This is a genomic window from Lysinibacillus sp. NPDC097162 (assembly GCF_044762185.1).
Lineage (GTDB): Bacteria > Bacillota > Bacilli > Bacillales_A > Planococcaceae > Lysinibacillus.
In genome coordinates this window covers 1,648,090-1,664,752 of record NZ_JBIWDT010000001.1, presented here as the reverse complement: position 1 = coordinate 1,664,752, position 16,663 = coordinate 1,648,090, and the positions used below count along the sequence as shown (strand labels likewise).

Below are 16,663 nucleotides of genomic sequence, written 5' to 3'. Positions count from 1 at the left end.
TTGTACAGTCAAACTTACTAAACGTGCACGGAAATGCACTAAAAAACAAATTCGCTTTCAATATTAACATGGTGTAGCTCTGCCACGGTTGCTAGAAGTGAGCTAACTCGACAGTTTTTACCACAATAGAATAATAGAGGAAAAATCCTTACACCTAGCTTGGGAAGGATTTTTGCTGTAAAAATTTACTTATTTACCATCTTTTTTAGGGTTTGTGTATAATGAGAATGATCCTAAAATAAGAAGGAGCTGGATAGAAAAATGAAGGAAGATCTCTTTACGGCATTTATTTTTATATTTCCATTTTTAATAATAGCAATAACATTATGGATTAGAATCATAAAAGTAAATAGCAATATTCAAGTTGAACAAAATAAAGAAATTATCGAGCTTTTAAAAAAGAACAGCCAAGATAAAGATGAAATCAAAATAAACGAATAATACATAGATAGATTCATTTAATGTTAGTTTAACATCCTTCGGGGCGTTTTTATTTTGCCATGAAAAGTGAGTATTGAGCAGTCCTCCTCTTGCTGCTGAACTACCGGAACTTGTTTGTGAAAGCAAAAAGCTATTACATATATTTTATCTTATGGTTTATGATTGTGCTGGAGGTGGATTTGATGAAAAAATGGGAATATAAAATAATATACAGAGAAACAGCAATTGAAGATCAAAGGGAAGCTGATTATATCGGAGATATGTTGAGTGGATATGGTTGCGATGGATGGGAACTTGTTTCAATAACAGATCAGATAGATAGCACTAAGAATGCAGGTAAAAACGCAGTTATTTCTGTTAAAACTAGTTCTTTGATATTCATAATGAAAAGAGAATATCAAGAAAAGTAATTTAAAAAAGATGCTCATTCGAGTGTCTTTTTTTGTTTTGTTAGACGGAGGTGGTGGTCATGAGAGATGCCTAATTGGGATGAAATTAAACTAGAGTGGGAAACAACAAAAATTACACTGGCTGATCTTGCTGAAAAGCATGACATAAAGCTCGGTACATTAAAAAGCCGGAAGAGTCGTGAAAAATGGTAGAGGGATGCAACAGAAAAGGATGCAACCAATACACAAAAGGTTGCAACTATTTCTAGTGAGGATGCAACCGACAACGAGATAGAGACAGAAAGTAGAAACCGCGGTGCACCAATAGGAAACAACAATGCAAAAGGGAATAAAGGTAATACAAACGCTTCGCCTCCGAAACGAAACACAAATGCACTAAAGCATGGCTTCTTTCAAAAGTTCCTACCAGAAGAAACACTCGAAATCATGGAAGCAATGAACGAACGTTCTCCAGCCGATTTAATATGGGATCAAATACAAGTCCAGTATGCTGCTATTATTAGAGCTCAACGTATTATGCATGTTGAATCAAAAGACGAAATCATAAAAGAGCTCAAAAGAGAGAAGGTGCAAGGTGGTAAAAATCCTTTACACGAAACTGAATACAACTTCCAATTTGCATGGGAACGCTAGGCGCAACTACTCACTGCTCAATCGAGAGCAATCGGGGAGTTGCGTTCTTCAATTCGTCAATTTGTGGAAATGGCTGACGCTGAGGATGAGCGTCGATTGAAGCTAGAGCAGATGCAGTTAAATATTGATAAGTCGAAATTGGAGGTTGAAAAGCTTGGTTCTGATCAACAAAATGAACCTATAGAAATTCAAATTGTCAGCCAAAAAAAGCAACCTTAATTGGCTGCTTTTTTGTCGTTTTGTTCAATACCAAGAGCCTCTTTAAGGGAAGCTTGAAGTATCTGTGAAAAGTTTAAACCAGCATCTTCAGCTGCATCTCGTAACCAGCGTGGAAGTGTACAGTTTTTTGTTACGGCTTTATTTACAGCCTCATTACGAAATGGGGGCATGTAAACGTCAATAAAGATAATGCGATCTGATTCAGCATGCAAAACGATATCTGCAGGATTTGATGGATTGGGCAGAGATGTTTCATTTTCTTCTAATTCAAGGATACGAAAAGCTAACATATCTTTCGCTTCTTGGATACCTTCTTTAATATGGTCAGCTAAAATAGCTGTTCCAGCAAAGTCAGGGAAATACATTCCTAAACCACCATCGGCTGCAGTTTCAACAACGACTGGGTAAATAAAATGATTGGCGTAGCTCAATTTAATAACCTCCTTTCTTTTCATTATTATTATTATGTTACTTTTAAACATTTGAGGTAAGGCAATATAGAGAAAGGCAAGTTAAGGCTAGGCAATAGATGTAGCAGAGAGGGGTTAAAATTTAACCCCTGAAGTCTGCTCAATACTTTTAAGTGTGCCTACCGGAATCAATCGACCATCAGCTTTTACGCTTATATCAGCAAATCTTGTTGGGTCATCTTTATGTATGTATCTTTTATGACTGCCAGGACCCTTATGAGTAGGAGATTTGATGAATCCTTCTTTTTTAAGTTTTTTTAGTGCTTCTCTTATGGTCACTTGCTTTCCCATTACCTTACCTCCTTTCTAATATCATTATAACACGCATAAATAATGCGTGTCTATTGTGGAGCAAAAAATACGCGTGTCTTTTATGCGTGTAATATTAAGGGAGTTGAGTAAAATGACAAAGCCTACAAGTTGGAGAAAGTTATACTGAAATAGCGCGCAGGATCGAGAACGCTATGGGGTGGACAAAGAAGAAAGCCATCCTTGTGGCTCGAACTGAAGGTGGCAGAGTATGATCGCAAGCCGATTTAGCTGTAGAAGAATAGGCGAGTAAAACCGTTCGGCTAACGAAGGTTTGGATGTCTTCACTTGATACGAGAGTTCGCAAATCACATAGAAAGCTAGATGGGCAAACAGCGGATAAAGACGGCTATTATCACTACGGTAAGTGGAAATCAAAGCTCCAAGACTATGGAATGTTGTATCAATGGGTATTCAGTGTCGATGCAATACGATTTACTTGATAAACGGTAAAATACCTGAATACAGACGCGGCAAAGACTACATGGATGAACATGTACCAAAAGAAATTAGCAGCTCGTATGGATGCTTACATGGAGGATTTAGGGCTAACGTATAGACAGGCGTTTAACAAAGCTTACAAAGAAGTTAAGCCATCAAGTGTGACGATACCTTATGTAAGTTATAACGAGTGGAGAAAGAAGTTTAGCGCCGAAAGGTAGCATTTTATGAACATCTAGTGCTAAAAGCAGATGCAATTATAAAAAATTATTAAAGGAGCAGAAAAATGGAATATAAATCAATAAATGAAATGTCAGTAAAAGAAAAACTCCGCCAACAACTAGTATTGTTAGCGGAGCGATCTCAATCAGCGCTTGATGAGGAACTAGCGCGATTGACAAATTCAATGATAGAAATAGCAAATTACTTAGAATGAGGATTTTTTCCCTTTTTTAATTTAGTATACGAGATTTATGTAATACATTTGTTTGTATAAGCATCAGTAATTTAGTTCTTGAATTAAAGCATGATAAAAATCGCCTCGTTAGTTTTTCTTAGAGGTGATTTTGTTATTGGTTATATGTGTTAAAATTGAATTGGTTTGGAAGTTTTGATTAAATTTTATTCAACAATCGGGCCAGATTGTGGAGTAACAATCTATTAAGAAATGTTACTTAACGACGATTTCGGTGCATTTTAAAAAGTGGTAAAATTTTCTTGATAGAGTTAATTAATGGTTTAATAAAAAAGAAATAAAATCATTATTACTTAAATTCTTTTTGCGTATGCAAACTATCGAGGAAAGGTTGCTGAAAGAAAATGAAATCAATACTCAAAATACTTATGAATCCAATAGCTAATCTGAACGAAGAGTTGAAACAAATGATGCCTCTTTCGATTGCACTTGGACATGAAAACGATGTATTTGTCCTACTGAAGGAAGAGCGAATTCCACTAATCGATGGTTGTTTCCCTGCAACAGTTACGGAACAAAGCTATAGATATCAAGTCATTCATCTAAAAGATGGACAAAAGAAAGTACTAGATTTGCCGAAAGAGACATGGAATTATCATTACATACAGCCGATTGATGACGGACAATTTCTGCTTGTATGCGCACGGTCGTATTACCATGATGCGCAAAACATTGAAGAAAACGCACGTGTCTATGATGAGAATGGTCGTTTCATCCGATCATTTTGTTTAGGGGATGGTATTGGGCATGTGTACGTAACAAAGAATCAAGAGATTTGGACAGGGTACTTTGATGAAGGCGTTTTCGGCAATTACGGCTGGAAGGATCCGGTTGGCCGCAGCGGGATAGTTGGCTGGGACGCCTCGGGTGCTAAATTGGATTCGCTTGAAGAAGATAAGGAATATTTAATTTTTGAGTGTTTGGCGTTGAATGGTGTAGCAGATGGAGGAATTTGGTTTTTCTTTAGCCTAGATTCGAAGATTGGCGTACGGAAAGAAGGTCTCACATCGTATTATTCACCCGAAGATATTTATTTTCAGGCGTTTGCGGTGAACGGGGAGACGATCGTTGCATACCGAGGCAGAGGAGAACGTACACTCTTTGAGTTACATCGTGAAGGTAATGAATATAAGACTGACCGTGAAATCGAGCTGATGAGGCCGGATGGTAAGCCTTTCGAACCGCAATTAGTGAATAACCGTGAGAGTAAGTTGCTGTTTTTGGACGGGGATGAGCTGTATATGTATGAAGTGAAATCCGGTGTGTGACGGTAGGTGATAAGGAATACAGATTTAGTATCGCTCAGTAAAAGAGACGATTTATTGCTTAAAAACAGCAGTGCAACTATCTTGGCTCTTCGCATTTGTGAGCTACTATTGAATAAGCACTTCTGTCTAAGTTCATTAAAACGTTATAAAGTATACAAAATCATTCAAATTAACTTTCCCAAATAAAAGTTTTGGACACAGAAGACCAAACTATAACAATAGGGCGCGATTCTGTAATAAGGATCAGCGCTCGTTTTCATTAAAGGCCATTTAGTAATATTTTATAGGTGGGGACAAAATGAAGAAACCAATTGTGAACCTTAGTGATTATAATCTTAATTGGGAAGAAGAATTTGAATATGAGAAAAAAAGAATTATCGATGTTTTAGGTGATAAAGTTGTTGGGATTGAACATATTGGAAGCACTTCTATAAAGGGATTGAAAGCGAAACCAATAATAGATATTATTTTGGGCATACAAGATTTAGGTGAGGTATCTAACTTTGTTTTTCCTCTCAGTGAAATTGAATTTGAATATGTCCATAAACCTGAGTTTAAAGATAGAATGTTTTTTAGGAAGGGTTTATGGGGAAAGGGTACTTGTCATCTGCATATCTGTGAAATTAACAGCAGTGAGTGGATTGAAAAATTAATGTTTCGAGATTATCTTAGGTTACACCCCCATGTGGCCAAAGAGTATGCTTCATTAAAAAAAGAACTTGCTTCTAAATATAAGTTCGATAGACCAACATATACAAAGAAGAAAGAACCGTTTATTAAAAAGATTATCGAAATAGCTATGAAGGAAATGTACGGTAAATAAAAATCTCTTATTAAAGTAACCGGTGCTTAACTTCAATAAGAAGTAAAGATTTTTTATTACTAACGTAGCAGATTAATATAAGCACCAAACGACGCTTTGGGAATTTAATATTGACAAAATTTTCTAAATTTAATATGATTTAAATCAATATATAAGTCAATGATTGGAAGTATTAGGGAACAACTATTGTATAGAGAGCTGTTGGATGGTGCAAAACAGTCAATAAATTTCCGAACTCGTCCATGAGTATTTATACTGAACTAAAGTAAGTATAAACGGCAGCTACCGTTATAGCTTAAGTGGATTAATATGAATTAATCAATTAGAGTGGTACCGCGAATATAACTTCGTCTCTTTATTGAGGCGAGGTTTTTTTATTTTTAGGAGGGTAAGCCATGAAACTATTGTGAGAGAAGTTAAAAAAGTGAGCGAAGATTTTGAATGTAAAAGGTTATTACAATAATGTTTACAGCTATAAAAATTAACTTTAAATGTATTAATCGAAAGGAGAGAAATTTTATGAACGATTGTTTTATTTGTAATAAACACGCTGGAAATATTCAAACATCAGGAGTGATGATTTACGAAGACGAATATGTTTTTGTTGGACATATTGATAGAAAGGGTAATCCAAACTATCTTGGTCATATTATGATTGATTTAAAAAGACACGCTCCCACACTTGCTGATATGACGATGGATGAAGCAAAAGCGTTTGGCGTTATTATGGCTCGAATTAGTAAAGCTCTAACGGAGTCAGAAAATGCTGAACACATCTATTCATTTGTTTCAGGAAATTCAGTTCCACATCTTCATATGCATCTAGTAGCTCGCTATCCAAATACGCCAAAAGAATACTGGGGACCATCCGAAGTTTACGATTGGAAAGATGCTCCTATGGGCGATAATAATGCTGTTATTGAACTTTGTAATCGTCTTAAAACGTATCTAGAGGGTAATCCATATGAATAATATTACTAAAGATTTTAGTTGGGTTGGTAGCCAAGAAGATTTCGTTGATAAACCAAGTGTTCTTCAACTTAATCATATTTTAGTTGGACGTTATGGTGGTAATTCTAATGTAGGGCAATATAAGAATGAAGATGGTTGTTTAGTTTGGCATAACATCAAAGAAAATTGGGAGTTCGTGATTCTACTTGATGCACATAATACAGCAGAGAGTGCTAAAATTATTTTAGAGCAGTTCATTAAAGAAAAAAGTGCTATCAAAAATTTATTGTCCTTACCTGTAAATTCACAATTTTTCAATATGATAGAAGATAAGATTTTAAGTATGTTTCAATCGGCGGATTTCCTATCTATTTGTCGGAAAATTAAGGGAGAAACAGCTTGCTTAATTGTAGTCAGGAAAGATAAATATGTATGGTGGTTTTCGGTTGGAGATTGTATTCTTTGTTTGTTTCATCCACAATTAGCTGCACTAGGTCAATACCAATTAAATCAAAGACAATTTTATGAATGGATAGGACAGGTCAATACTTTTGAACAAGAAGTTCCTTGCTATACAGTCGGAAGAAGGGAATTAAGAAATGGAGAAAATCATTTATTCCTTACAAGCGATGGATTAACGGAGTGCCCGAATGAACCCTATGCAAACGCGATAGATATTTATAATGCAGTTAATAACCTAGATGATGAGCGTAGTATTTGGAAAATGTTAAGTGACATCCAAGATAATAATGTTAGAGACAGTACAACAATTATTTTATGGAAGATAAATATTTCAAAGACTGCCACAATCCCTAGTAATCAGTAGAATATATTAATTAGTATGCAAAATAAATCTAAATAACGTTCCCAAATCAAAGTTTGGACGTACGCCAAAAAGTCACGAATGTTGTTAAATCAACGTTTGTGACTTTTCTTATGCGCATTATTTATTCAGCTTTTTATGCAAAGAGCAGTTTGACTGGTTAATTATTATAATTACTTTTCATGTTTTAAGATTCCCCTAATATCAAGGAATCTTTTAACTTTTATTATTAATGGATAATTTACTTAAAATTGGAACTTATATAACTGCCAGACGTATAAAAGTTAATGGACTATGTCAGTTCAAATATATACATATAAAATTTAGTCATTAAAAGGAGAAAATAAAATGAGTATTTATTTAGTGATGTTACCAATGATTAGTATGTTGTTAGGTTTATATTTAGTGTGTTTGGGACTCTGGGAATTAAGACTTGGTATAGATAGAAAAAGATTTATAACCTTCTCGTTTACTGGGCTATTTTTGATCTTTATATTACCGAATATGTTTGGTTTTCTTCAATTTAATTTTTAATAACTTTCAATAAATATCTTTCTGCTAACTGAACTGAAGGGATTCTTAATAATGTGTATACATTTTTCTACTTCAACTTATGGAGCAAGTAAATGATGAACAGTACGCGGAAACAAACCATTATATGGCGCAATTTTAGAGTTGAGATTGCACTTCTTCTTTAAAAATACGGTCTATTTTTTAAATAGTGGACAGGGGGATATGATGCAATTTATTAAGAAATATGGCTTTTTAATATTTACTATGGTTATTACATTAGCAGGTTTTTTTGTATTAAAGTTTAGTGTTGATCTGGGAGCAGGTGCAGCTAGTGCTTATTTAGGTTCGATGGGTGGTATGGATACGGCTGAGTTTCATTCCATTCAGTCCAAATATATAATATCAAATATGATTGCAGGTGGAATTCTATTGTTTCTAGGATTAACATTTCTTTTTTTCTCCGTCTATAGACTTTTCGAAAACAATAGCTAGGACATTCAACATTCTGTCGCGGTTGGTGTTCAATAATCGGGCCATATGCTTGCATAATGCTCTTCAAAGCTAGAATTATATAATTATATTAAAATTTGGAGAAATGGAAATTAAGGGAGGGAACAAAACTGTCCATTTGGAAATCGTACATTATTATAATGTTTAAAACCTTAGTTTTTTTAGTTATTGGTTTTACGGTAACTGACAATGTATTAAGAACGATTTATGAGAACTTTGGTATTATTTATTCTGGAAATGTATGGGTTAATTGGTTCGGTGTCTCTTACTTACTGTTTTTTCTTTATACAATTATTCGTGTGATTTTTATTAATAAAAATCACAACTTGTTAAAGAAACGTATAGCATCTATTATCTTTTGGCTTCTTTTTATCGGCTCTGTTTATGCCGTATTTATTCCGTTTGTTAAAGGAGAAAACCCATTTTAATTCAATAATTGTGCGCGATTACAAGGATAAGCGCTCGTTTTCATTAAAGGGCCAAATTCTTGAATAACTTTCTTTTATGAAATGTCCCCAAACGACGCTTTGAGAACTATCTGTACATAAGCAGCAGGTTTATTAAAAAAGGGAATGTGCATTTTAAATAGAATAGAATAGGAAAGTAGTTTTTTCTATTAGCATTATAAATAAATTGTTCAAAGATGAATGGAGGAATAATAATGGGATCTAGTATAATTCAAAAAATTGGGCAAATAGCAGTCCCAATAAAAAATGTGGAAAGTGCAATTGAATTTTATAAAGAAGTACTTGGGTTAACACTTCTCTTCCAAACAGAGAATATGGCATTCTTTGATTGTAACGGGCAACGACTTCTTCTTTCAATACCTGAAAAAGATGAATTTGCAAATTCAAGTTCAGTTATTTATTTTCAGGTAGAAGATATAAAAAAGTCAGTCGAAAAATTGATTGAAAAGGGAGTTTCCTTTATCGACCAACCACATGTCGTTGCAAAAATGGAAAATACAGAAACGTGGATGACATTCTTTAAAGATACTGAAGGAAATACACATGCTTTAATGTGTGAAGTACAAATTTAATTCGTAATAAATTCAGAGCCTATACTATTTGAAGAACGTAAGAGCTTTAAGAGATGAAAATATATTAGATTTGAAATAATTTTGACCTTTCAAGCTCGGTACATAATTCACTTCATTTGTTGCGATATTTATTCAAGTCTAAACAAAATAACGTTCCCAACTTAAAGTTTGGACGTACACCAAAAAGTCACGAATGTTGTTAAATCAACGTTTGTGACTTTTCTTGTGCGCATTATTTATTCAGCTTTTAATGCAGAGAGCAATTTGACTGGCTAAGTATTATTAACTTTCATGTTTTAAAATTTCCCAAATATCACGTAATCTTTTAACTATTGAATAAGGAAGTTCTTTGTAAAACTTCTGTAGTTCTGGATTGTTAGCAAATGCTTGAAAGTCTGCATCTTCAGGTTCTTGATGAGTAAGATTTTGTTTTTCTGTACGTCAAAGAAGGTAATCAATTGAAACATCAAAAAAATCAGCAAATCTTTCTAAGGTTTCTAAATCAGGTTCACGTATATCATTTTCATAATGGGCATAACGAGCTCGTGATAGTCCTACCGCTTTTGCGATTTCTTCTTGAGTTCGTTTACCTCTTAAATTTTTTAAATTTTTACCTAACAAATGAAATCACTCCAATAAAACTAAAAATTTTTAAGAGGTTGTCTAATGAGTGAATTGAAAACATTTAATCATCCAATGTTTGGTGATTTACCAGTAATCATTGTTGATGAAAAAGAATACTTCGGTGCTACTGATGTAGCTAGAGCTTTGGAATACAAACAACCAGAACATGCGGAGAAAAATCATTGTGATAATGATGGGTGTACAAGTTATACAGTCATCTGTGTTTTTAACTGTCAATGTGACTGTACGTAATGATGGAACAGAAAAGATTAACACTGATTCGAGTTTTTTTAAATTAATTTCTAGTAATGGAGCTGAATATTCTCCTTCAACAATAATCGTAGCAGATGATAAATACTTTACATATGAAGGAATTAATCCTGGGCTTGCTTTAACTGGTAATGTAGTGTTTGAAGTTCCACCAGGATTAGTGGGCCTCAATTTACAAGTACAGACCGGATTCTGGGGTACTGAAACAGGAATAATAAATCTAAATTAAGCGTTTATAAAAGTCACTTATTGAGTAGCGGGTTCTGGTTTCGAGTACAAAACTTTAACAAACACTATAAAAGGTGTATCAAATCGAAATGATTTGGATGCCTCTTTTTTATTGATATAAATCGGTTTTTTAACAATTTTCATACGAATGGGTATATCCAATCGCATTAATAAAGCTACATTATAGAAAGTTCTATAACGATGCGAATACAAAATCTTTTTTTCGCTCGAATTAGTTAACGTCAGGATGTAAATGGCAAGGAACTATATTAAACTAACGGGGCAGTTTAGTTGAATAAGAATTTAAAGTAAAATATTATATAATAGAAGTTTGGAGGTATTATGGAATCACTCATTTATGCTTTGTTTGGATTTTTAGTTTGTATGTGTATTGGTTCGATACTTAATATACTGCTTAAGACGACTCAACAACGAGATTGACTTATCACATACTTGTAAAGTAATGAACAAACCAAATAAATTATAAATAGAAATATTTAAAAATTGATGTAGAAACATCCGATTGAAACAGCAATAAAAATTATGGCAAATAATAAACTATTCCACAGGCCTAGCATAATAAAAGGAGAAGTACTTTTATCTCCGTCTTTCTTGAGACCTGTGAATGTTCGCCAGGTTATTATTAGCTGCCAAATACCTATTAATAAAAAAATGATCCCAAATAAATATCTCATATAATCACCTCCTTTATATAAAAATACCACGCTCGGAAAGCGTTATCAACAAAATTGGAATATAATGAAAAAATGTTTTATATTGTAAATCGTGAATTAAGTTTAGGTTTAGCAATAATAGTAGTACCACTATTAAATTTATCCACTGCAACTTTTTTGGATGAAGACTAACAGATGTTTATTTAAGCTAAACGGGTGGCTTTAGTTAAATTTTGAGAACTTTATTGCACAGGCGGTGAAGGAGGGGATTATTAATGCTTCACACTTGAAGGATTTACAAAGTGGAACCATGACAACTGATCGTTTGATTGGTTTGTATATTACGATTCAGCAACGTAGAGCAACAAAATAAACGGAAAAAGTCCAGAATCATTTAATCTGAGTCTGGGCTTTTATATATTGGCTGTTTTCTGATTGTTGCTATTCGAATAACGGAGCAGGTAATGGAAGGTGGTAGCGGTGAAAAGCAACAATCCAGCATTTGTTATGATTGATGGACGAATTTAATCCCTTCAATAGAACATCCTATGATAAAAAGGTGGGATGATTAATGGCAATTAGGGTTTTATTATTAATACTATTTATTAGTTTTAATTTTTCAATAGGTGTTTCTGCTGACGGCCCACTTAAAGCTGCTTTCATACGAGACCACCAGCTTTGGATAAAAGAGGGTGATAAGGAACTACAGCTTACGACAGGTCAGTATGTATCCTCTCCAAAGTGGTCAAAAGACGGTCAATTTATTGCCTATTTAGCAGGTAAGGAAGAGGATGGAAAAACGAATTTATATATTTATGATGTGAAGAAAAAGGAAAGTTATAAGCCGTATCCTATAATTGAAGCAAATGAAATCAAATGGTCGCCAACATCCAATCAACTAGCTTACAATTCGGGAGGTATCCTAAACGTTACAAAAACCCAAAATGGGCGACCACAAGGTTTTGAAAATGTATCTCTAGGTGTTAGTGATTTTGAATGGTTCCCCGATGGAAAAGCGTTTATCGTTTCATCTCAATCTAATTTACTTCCTACTGGATGGGAACCTGTTCGTCTTTTTAAAGTGCCCTTAGATGCCAATCTCGATACGAATAAAATAAAGCCCTTTTACACCATTCAAACAAATACAACGGACTTATTCGCTATTGATGCTGACTATTTAACGTTTAGTCCTGAAGGGAGCTGGATTAGTTTTCTATTAACACCCACAGCGTCTTGGTCCAATGATAGCAATACATTATCAGTACTTTCATCAGTAGGTGATCAATTTCAAGTGATAGGGAAAATGCTTGGGTATGAAAATTGGATAAAGTGGGCTCCATCAAAAAATCAACTAGCCTACATATCGGGTGAAGGAAGATTTTTTGTTGAAAACAAAGATACAACCGTTACCGAGATCCCTACAGCGAATAAACAAAAGGACTATACACCTAAAGGATATGTAGACCTAGATTTGGAATGGCTTTCTCTAGATGAAATAATTGTTGCTCGGGCAAAAGAAAACAAAGCATGGAAATTGGGACCAGTTCCAACTATGTATACAGCGCTATATGTAATTAATCTTGAATCAGGAGAACAAAGGCAGATTACATTTCCAAAGAACAATAAAATAGATAATACTCCTCAAGTAGTTGGTTCAAGGATTACTTGGTATCGAACAGCTAAAAAAGAAAACCAAGGAGATGTATGGATTAAAGATAGAATAGATGGTCTAGAATATCGGTGGTTAATAAACGTAGACACTGCACCAACTTTTTTCTATAGTAAGTAACTGAAACATCCGCAGATTCTACACTTCTTTATTCTAGTAAAAGAGAGCATTAGTTGAATATTCGGTCCAAAAGGCAGATTTAATCTACAAAACGTGTAGAAAAAATTCTGTCTTTTTGTTCTGATATTTCATGAAATGAAAATTGAATTAATGTACTTCGTTAGCTTAATAAGAAACTTCCTTCTTTCAATTATTAAACAGAAACATCCCCCACTAAACAAGTAGATATAAGAAAGCGATGATTACATAAATAGACCAGAAAGAACCTTGTTGTAATTGAGTCACTAAATGCTCAAACTCGTTCATTTCTTTTTCTCTCCCGATGCTGTTTACAAAACTAATTATCGTAACGCTTACTGTAAGAGCAAAGGTAAAAACAAATTCAGCTGGAGGATGACTTTAATAAATTGCTAGAGGTAGTCTATAATGACGCGGTAGTATGTGAAATGACCAATCGAAATGTCCTTGGCATTGGCCTTATTAAGATATACGTCGTCAATAGCTTTGAACAATATGCATTTTACTTTGCTAGTGATCCACTGGAAGTCAACATGCTGCATCAAGCGTTATTTGGTGAAGTGGCAGGAGGCATTACGGAAGCCCATCGATTATTAACAAAGGTGATGTATTTTGCCGATTTCGATATACAAACGTCACTGCTAGAATACCGAAAAACGATTGTGCAATTTCCAGCCTATCTTGGTCATGCAGCGGCAGGACAATATCACTTGTATCGCTTTGATTTACATAAAGGAGGGAGAAGGATTGTCTAAGCAAGAACGTGAAGAGATTATTGCCATTATCATGCTACGCAAAAACTACGCTGAGGAAATGCTTCGCAATATGTCAGATGAAGAGCTAGTGAAGACGTTGGATGAGTTATAAAAGTGGCTTTAGCTTGAAGAAAAGAGAGGGATGAAAATGGATAATGTGAATATTTATGAGATCATTGGCGTTTCGATGGACCCTATTTATCAGGCACTGAATCAGCTTCATGATGATGAAGAAATCCTTATCGGGAAACATATCATTCGCAAAACAGCTAAATTTTACGAAATTGAAAATATTCGTTTACATGAATGTTTTAAAGAAAAAGAACGTTGCTATCAAGTGTTAAGCAATTTAGTCATGACTAATTAAAAAAGCTATGGCGGCACCATAGCTTTGATACAGCAAAGGCTTCTCCCTTGCTACCAGTAATATCATTATAGCATAAGGGGGAAGCTATTGTGAGATTAAAACCACTAGTCATTTCGAACGAAGGTATCCTACAAATCGACATCATGGAACTTCCCGAAAACTGTGTCATCGTCCTCTCCGATGGCATCGCAAAATACACGGAGCTCCCAGCGCATGCTAAGACAAAGATTGTGACGTATCAAGGGAAGGTGAGACGTGTTGAGTTTGATGAGGGGGAGGAGTTTTAAGGTGAAATAATAGTATTGATAGGAAAATTTATACTGTTATAATAGTATTATCTGAGACTGATGTAATAGTTCTTTTGATGGTGGGACCAAATTATGAGAGCTACCAACGCACGTGAAAACTTAGATAATTTTTATAAATGTCAGGTGATGCGATTGAAATGGACAAGGGAGAGGAATCTTGATTAAATTTTTAAAAGGGTTTTTTTACTTAATTTTTATATTTTTTATTTTAGTTATATCAACTATGGTTAATAAAGAAATTGCAAAAATCTTAATAAGTATTTTATCTTTTTCAATATCACTCTATTTAGGTCTAATTATATTAAATTTGATAAATAAATTTAATACCTGGTCTGATGAAAAGGACTTAAAAAAAGAACGAAAGAAAAAAAGCCTCTATCAATGGATGTCTTTAGAATTTGATGAAAAATACCTCTATGATTTATTAAAAAGAAAAAAGGCAAAAACTGATTTGGAAAATTTAATAGAAATACGGGATATCTTGGAACAGTCCATTGGTGATAATTTAGAAGATTATTATTTATATAAATCTTATCTTGAATGGAGTAGTCAACATAGCGTTTTTAATGGTCTGAAATTTTTAGGACCAACAATTATTACGAGCTTTTTAACAACAATTCTTACGCAAGGAATATTATTCAATAAGGTAAAAATTTTATTTAATAACGAAGTAACTTTTGCAGATAAAATTGTACAAATGCTTAATTTGTCTGCAATAGGAATAGCCCTATTGATAGTGGCAATTTTAATTTTTGTAGAATCTACAAAAAATAAAAAGAAACTTGAACTTACAAAGGTAATAGTTAATGAAATTATTAGAGAAAAAGAAAAACTTAGTAATTTAAGTTGAATTAACATATAACCCCAAGTTGATAATGAGACGATGGTGTAGAATTTTGAAAACTAATTTTAAAAAATATTCTAAGCAAACCTCTATATATATAATAGAGATATTATTTGTACTTTTTTTCTTAAACATAATTGTTTTTTATATAGAACATGGAAACTTAAGTATTAAAATTACTAGAAATACTTTTGGCTATGAATTAATTAGTAAAAATATTGCTTTTTATGCAATCTATCAATTAATGGTATTTGCAATTTTAACTTTAATAGATTCCTCTAAAAAAGATTCTGTTTTGATGCTTAAAGTTTTTTATGAAAAATTAGAATTATTACTGCAATATAATCAAGATACAAATGTTTTAATAGAAACATATCGTAATAATATAACCGATAGATTAATGCTTGATGAAAAATATAAAAAAGAATTTGACCAAATTTACATATTAAATACGAAGTTTATTAATAAAAAGCTTTTAAAAGAACAATATGAATTACAAGTAAAAGCCAAAAAAATTGATTATGCATTTTTATATGAATATTATTCATTATCATGGAGACTTTCATTTTTACTAAGAATATATTTTAAATAGAGTGTATAAAATTATTTATTAGAACTTCGTATTATTTCAAATTTTATATATAGTGGGTGTTTTTATTGGGGCTTTTTGAGTTTTTTATTGGTTTAATTTTAATTATTTGTATAAGTTTTTCTTTTAAAGCAAATTTACATCAATACTTCTCCATTACCGTAAGTAGTTTTATTGAACTGTTTTTATTGGCATTAATAATATTATTTTTAATAGCAATAATAAGTTTAATACAATCTAAAAGAGTCAACAAAACACAATACAATGAAGCGGAAAAATTATCTCAGGGTAAGGCTGGTGAATCTGTACCTATTTTTACCTGGATAGCAGATGAGCCATCAATTGAAAAATTATTTTTTGATATAATAGGGAAAGAAAAATCTGTTGGAAATTTTAAAGAAGACATTTTGAATTTGAAACAAAAGGTAATAGATTACATAGGTGAAAATATTTATGACTATTATATTTTAAAGAACGTATTACAACAGAGATTAGATGGTGGAATAGTAAACATATTTAGAGCTACTTCAAAAAGTGTAATAACATCTGTTGTAACAGCATGTATTACCACATTAGTTTTAAATAAACTAGAGTTAGATTATTATCTATCAATTGCAATTTTATTGGGATTAATAGGTTTATTACTTTATAGCATTTTTAGTGCAAGTTATGTTTTTGTTAGACAAAAGAATAGACTGGAAATTCTAATTCAAATTATTAATACTATAATTTACGAAAAAGAAAAAGAATCAGAAAAAAATATAAAAGAAGATTAGTATACATTATTTATGTATATCCCTATTTTAAAGGACAACAAGAGAGATAACAGCAAATGCTAATATCTTTTGTTGTTCTTTTTAATTTAAAACAAC

25 protein-coding genes, 2 pseudogenes and 1 other annotated feature are annotated in these 16,663 nt (G+C 32.9%); of the genes and pseudogenes, 23 read left to right on the top strand and 4 right to left on the bottom strand.

Annotated elements, in window-relative coordinates; translation table 11 throughout:
* Window positions 1-261: 261 nt before the first annotated feature.
* From ACIQXW_RS08425 to terS, 3 genes and pseudogenes are all read left to right on the top strand, one after another.
* Window positions 262-441, top strand: coding sequence for a hypothetical protein (locus tag ACIQXW_RS08425; protein WP_402761119.1), 180 nt, complete (start codon window positions 262-264; stop codon window positions 439-441).
* A 182-nt stretch (window positions 442-623) separates the two neighbouring features.
* Window positions 624-851, top strand: a complete 228-nt coding sequence (locus ACIQXW_RS08420) for a DUF4177 domain-containing protein (protein ID WP_402761116.1) — start codon at window positions 624-626, stop codon at window positions 849-851.
* Window positions 852-917: 66 nt separating this feature from the next.
* Window positions 918-1,703: pseudogene (gene terS / locus ACIQXW_RS08415) on the top strand (phage terminase small subunit).
* On the opposite strand, the gene ACIQXW_RS08410 reads toward terS, so the two are convergent.
* Window positions 1,700-2,134, bottom strand: coding sequence for a type II toxin-antitoxin system HicB family antitoxin (locus ACIQXW_RS08410; RefSeq protein WP_402761113.1), 435 nt, complete (start codon window positions 2,132-2,134; stop codon window positions 1,700-1,702). The pseudogene terS and the gene ACIQXW_RS08410 overlap by 4 nt on opposite strands.
* Window positions 2,135-2,248: 114 nt before the next feature.
* The gene (locus ACIQXW_RS08405) at window positions 2,249-2,464 is read right to left on the bottom strand and encodes a type II toxin-antitoxin system HicA family toxin (protein WP_402761110.1); all 216 of its coding nucleotides are present in this window, start codon (window positions 2,462-2,464) and stop codon (window positions 2,249-2,251) included.
* Between the two features lie 296 nt (window positions 2,465-2,760).
* On the opposite strand from ACIQXW_RS08405, the gene ACIQXW_RS08400 reads away from it, so the two are divergent.
* The 10 genes from ACIQXW_RS08400 (at window position 2,761) to ACIQXW_RS08355 (ending at window position 9,325) form a co-directional block, all read left to right on the top strand.
* On the top strand, window positions 2,761-2,925 hold the full coding sequence (locus ACIQXW_RS08400) for a hypothetical protein (protein ID WP_402761107.1): 165 nt from the start codon (window positions 2,761-2,763) through the stop codon (window positions 2,923-2,925).
* Window positions 2,926-2,970: 45 nt separating this feature from the next.
* Window positions 2,971-3,144 carry a hypothetical protein gene (locus tag ACIQXW_RS08395; protein ID WP_402761104.1) on the top strand — a complete coding sequence of 58 codons (174 nt, stop codon included), beginning with the start codon at window positions 2,971-2,973 and terminating at the stop codon, window positions 3,142-3,144.
* Window positions 3,145-3,209: 65 nt separating this feature from the next.
* Window positions 3,210-3,359 (top strand): hypothetical protein, encoded by a 150-nt coding sequence (locus ACIQXW_RS08390; protein ID WP_402761102.1) that lies wholly within the window; start codon window positions 3,210-3,212, stop codon window positions 3,357-3,359.
* 383 nt (window positions 3,360-3,742) lie between these two features.
* Window positions 3,743-4,666 carry a hypothetical protein gene (locus ACIQXW_RS08385; RefSeq protein ID WP_402761099.1) on the top strand — a complete coding sequence of 308 codons (924 nt, stop codon included), beginning with the start codon at window positions 3,743-3,745 and terminating at the stop codon, window positions 4,664-4,666.
* Window positions 4,667-4,964: 298 nt separating this feature from the next.
* Entirely contained in the window at window positions 4,965-5,489 is a 525-nt protein-coding gene (locus tag ACIQXW_RS08380; RefSeq protein WP_402761096.1) for a GrpB family protein, read from the top strand.
* 150 nt (window positions 5,490-5,639) lie between these two features.
* Window positions 5,640-5,847 (top strand) — a binding site (T-box leader).
* Between the two features lie 161 nt (window positions 5,848-6,008).
* Window positions 6,009-6,461 (top strand): HIT family protein, encoded by a 453-nt coding sequence (locus tag ACIQXW_RS08375; protein ID WP_402761093.1) that lies wholly within the window; start codon window positions 6,009-6,011, stop codon window positions 6,459-6,461.
* Window positions 6,454-7,266: a PP2C family serine/threonine-protein phosphatase gene (locus tag ACIQXW_RS08370; protein ID WP_402761090.1), complete on the top strand. Its 813-nt coding sequence runs from the start codon at window positions 6,454-6,456 to the stop codon at window positions 7,264-7,266. The genes ACIQXW_RS08375 and ACIQXW_RS08370 overlap by 8 nt, the downstream gene beginning before the upstream one ends.
* A 732-nt stretch (window positions 7,267-7,998) precedes the next feature.
* Window positions 7,999-8,268 (top strand): hypothetical protein, encoded by a 270-nt coding sequence (locus ACIQXW_RS08365; protein ID WP_402761087.1) that lies wholly within the window; start codon window positions 7,999-8,001, stop codon window positions 8,266-8,268.
* Between the two features lie 158 nt (window positions 8,269-8,426).
* Complete coding sequence (locus ACIQXW_RS08360) at window positions 8,427-8,714, top strand: hypothetical protein (RefSeq protein WP_402761084.1); 288 nt, start codon at window positions 8,427-8,429, stop codon at window positions 8,712-8,714.
* Window positions 8,715-8,947: 233 nt separating this feature from the next.
* Window positions 8,948-9,325: a VOC family protein gene (locus ACIQXW_RS08355; RefSeq protein WP_402761082.1), complete on the top strand. Its 378-nt coding sequence runs from the start codon at window positions 8,948-8,950 to the stop codon at window positions 9,323-9,325.
* Window positions 9,326-9,769: 444 nt separating this feature from the next.
* Here the strand turns inward: ACIQXW_RS08355 and ACIQXW_RS08350 are convergent.
* Window positions 9,770-9,946, bottom strand: a pseudogene (locus tag ACIQXW_RS08350) (helix-turn-helix domain-containing protein); the annotation flags it as partial.
* A gap of 45 nt (window positions 9,947-9,991) precedes the next feature.
* Here ACIQXW_RS08350 and ACIQXW_RS08345 point away from each other — a divergent pair.
* Complete coding sequence (locus ACIQXW_RS08345) at window positions 9,992-10,201, top strand: BRO family protein (RefSeq protein ID WP_402761079.1); 210 nt, start codon at window positions 9,992-9,994, stop codon at window positions 10,199-10,201.
* Window positions 10,140-10,448 (top strand): DUF4352 domain-containing protein, encoded by a 309-nt coding sequence (locus ACIQXW_RS08340; protein ID WP_402762487.1) that lies wholly within the window; start codon window positions 10,140-10,142, stop codon window positions 10,446-10,448. Before ACIQXW_RS08345 ends, ACIQXW_RS08340 begins: the two co-directional genes overlap by 62 nt.
* A gap of 496 nt (window positions 10,449-10,944) precedes the next feature.
* On the opposite strand, the gene ACIQXW_RS08335 is transcribed toward ACIQXW_RS08340, so the two are convergent.
* Entirely contained in the window at window positions 10,945-11,142 is a 198-nt protein-coding gene (locus tag ACIQXW_RS08335; RefSeq protein ID WP_402761076.1) for a hypothetical protein, read from the bottom strand.
* 550 nt (window positions 11,143-11,692) lie between these two features.
* Here ACIQXW_RS08335 and ACIQXW_RS08330 point away from each other — a divergent pair.
* The 8 genes from ACIQXW_RS08330 to ACIQXW_RS08295 all read left to right on the top strand — a co-directional run bounded on the left by ACIQXW_RS08330 (window position 11,693) and on the right by ACIQXW_RS08295 (window position 16,567).
* A complete protein-coding gene (locus ACIQXW_RS08330) occupies window positions 11,693-12,910 on the top strand; it encodes a translocation protein TolB (RefSeq protein ID WP_402761073.1) in 1,218 nt (405 codons plus the stop codon).
* Window positions 12,911-13,317: 407 nt separating this feature from the next.
* Window positions 13,318-13,683, top strand: coding sequence for a hypothetical protein (locus tag ACIQXW_RS08325; protein ID WP_402761070.1), 366 nt, complete (start codon window positions 13,318-13,320; stop codon window positions 13,681-13,683).
* On the top strand, window positions 13,676-13,795 hold the full coding sequence (locus tag ACIQXW_RS08320) for a BH0509 family protein (protein WP_137067835.1): 120 nt from the start codon (window positions 13,676-13,678) through the stop codon (window positions 13,793-13,795). Before ACIQXW_RS08325 ends, ACIQXW_RS08320 begins: the two co-directional genes overlap by 8 nt.
* Window positions 13,796-13,831: 36 nt before the next feature.
* Window positions 13,832-14,050: a hypothetical protein gene (locus ACIQXW_RS08315; protein ID WP_402761067.1), complete on the top strand. Its 219-nt coding sequence runs from the start codon at window positions 13,832-13,834 to the stop codon at window positions 14,048-14,050.
* Between the two features lie 89 nt (window positions 14,051-14,139).
* Entirely contained in the window at window positions 14,140-14,337 is a 198-nt protein-coding gene (locus ACIQXW_RS08310) for an XtrA/YqaO family protein (RefSeq protein ID WP_402761064.1), read from the top strand.
* A gap of 178 nt (window positions 14,338-14,515) precedes the next feature.
* Window positions 14,516-15,208, top strand: coding sequence for a hypothetical protein (locus ACIQXW_RS08305; RefSeq protein WP_402761061.1), 693 nt, complete (start codon window positions 14,516-14,518; stop codon window positions 15,206-15,208).
* A gap of 46 nt (window positions 15,209-15,254) precedes the next feature.
* Complete coding sequence (locus ACIQXW_RS08300; RefSeq protein WP_402761059.1) at window positions 15,255-15,794, top strand: hypothetical protein; 540 nt, start codon at window positions 15,255-15,257, stop codon at window positions 15,792-15,794.
* 65 nt (window positions 15,795-15,859) lie between these two features.
* On the top strand, window positions 15,860-16,567 hold the full coding sequence (locus tag ACIQXW_RS08295) for a hypothetical protein (RefSeq protein ID WP_402761056.1): 708 nt from the start codon (window positions 15,860-15,862) through the stop codon (window positions 16,565-16,567).
* Window positions 16,568-16,663 lie beyond the last annotated feature (96 nt).